1 pseudogene is annotated in these 2104 nt (G+C 68.3%); it reads left to right on the top strand.

The annotated features are described in order from the left end of the window. Nucleotides 1-367 precede the first annotated feature (367 nt). Nucleotides 368-2104 (top strand): annotated as a pseudogene (locus BLW04_RS25285) (hypothetical protein); the annotation flags it as partial.

The raw sequence follows: 2104 nt of genomic DNA, 5'->3' as shown, positions 1-2104 counted from the left end.
AACTGTCGGCTCCACCGTGCAAGATGAGGAGGTCGTCGCAGCCTGACGCACAACGGACCGCCACCGAAGTTCTACGGAACTCGGGACAACCTCGCACCTCGCCCCTCAACTGATCAAGCCACGCCGAACCGCGTAACCCTTGGAATAGGTCATCTAGGAGCTGTTCGAGTTTGTCAACCTCTGCGAGCAGCTCCCCGGTGCGGCGCCGGAGCGCGATCGCCTTGGGTGGCGTGGTCACCACCCGCCCACCGAGCCGTGTCCGCCACCGCGTAGTACTGTGCGCTCGTATCCAATGACGCTGGGTGCCCATCCGCTGTGAAGCGTCGCACCTGTGTTCGGAGGCTAATCCGTGAAGAGTTTCCACGCTGTGTTGCTGGCAGTCCTGACGTCCCTGGGGATGGTCTGCGCCACGGCGGTGAGCACGGTGCCGGCGAGCGCCGCATCCGACGCAGTCTCCCTGGTGCCGACGTTCGCCTCGGTCGGCGTCTACTGGGACCCGACCGGGGGCGGGGCCGGGGTGGCGGCCGGGGTGAGCTACCGGAAGCTGGGCGCTACCTCGTGGCAGCAGGGCGCTGACCTGTGGTTCGACGGGCGGGCGCTGGCCGGCCGGCCGGCGGAGTACCGCGGGAGCGTCGTCGGTCTGGCGGCCGGCACCGCCTACGAGGTGCGGCTGAGTCTGGCCGGCACGTCGGTCTCGGTGACGCAGCAGGTGCGAACTTGGTCGGAGCAGTTTCCGATCGCCACGGTCGTGGAGCTGCCGGCGAACTCGAACAAGCCCGTCGATCTCTCGCGCATCGGCTCGCCGAACGGCTACGTCCTGATCACCGGCCCCGGTGGCGGCCCAGCCACCATCGACGTGCAGGGCGCCTACGACTACGACCTGCGCCTGACGAACTCCGCTTACGTCATCGTCCGCGGGCTGACGCTCAAGGGCGCCCGGCACAACGGCATCCAGCTGGGCACCAGCACCACCGACGACGTGCACGACATCGTGGTCGAGGGCAACACCATTAGCGGGTGGGGTGTGCCCGACACCAGCGGTTTCGGAACGCCGATGGACTCCGCGGTGTACTCCGACACCGGCAAACTCACTCGGGTGGTGATCCAGGGAAACCGCATCGGCAGCCCGAGCACCACCTCCAACAGCTGGAGCCAGTCCCACAACGGCAGCAACCACCCGGCCGGCCCACAGGGCATCTCGTTGCGCCGAGGCGCTGGGAACAACGTCATCCGCTACAACGACATCATCGGCGACGCCACGCACCACTTCAACGACGGCATGGGTGCCACGGCGAACTTCAGCTACACCGGGTTCCCCGGCAAGGACAGCGACATCTACGGCAACTACATCGCCTACACCTGGGACGACGGCATCGAGGCCGAGGGCAGCGGCATGAACGTGCGCCTCTACGGCAACTACCTCACCGAGGTCTACCACGCGTTCGGCCTGGTGGCAGTGTCCCTCGGTCCGCTGTACGCCTACCGCAACGTGCAGGACGTTTCCCGGGCCGACGCCACCGCCACCTACGGCCAGGCGATGTTCAAGATGGGCGGCAACACCTCGGGGTCGACCTACTACGGCGATGGCCGCACCTACCTGTTCCACAACACCGCGCTCAAACCGCTCGTTGGGCCGCAGAACCGCAAGGCGATCGAGACCGGCGACGGTCGAGTACTGCGCAACGCGATCACCCGGAACAACATCCTGCGCACCGGTGCCCCCTCGGGGTCCTACAGCATCTCCGACGACAGCCTGTCACCGACGAACAACTTCGATTACGACCTCTACAACGGGCTGATCCGAGCCGCGCCCGGCGCGGAGGCGCACGGGATCCACGCCGAGCCCGTCCACACCACCGGCTGGGGCATGGACGCCGCTACCCGCACCGGCCTGTTCTCCCTGGCCGCCGGCTCGCCCGGAGTCGACGCGGGGACCCCCATCCCGGGGTTCGACGACGGCTGGACCGGGACCGCCCCGGACATGGGGGCGCAGGAGGCCGGCTCGGCGGCGCTCACCTACGGGGCTTCCCCCTTCGCGCCCACGTCCACGCCGACGCCCACCCCCACGCCGACGCCCACGCCCACGGCATCCCCCACGCCCACG

This window comes from Modestobacter sp. DSM 44400 (genome assembly GCF_900107175.1).
GTDB lineage: Bacteria > Actinomycetota > Actinomycetes > Mycobacteriales > Geodermatophilaceae > Modestobacter.
This window is presented reverse-complemented; position numbering and strand designations above follow the sequence as displayed.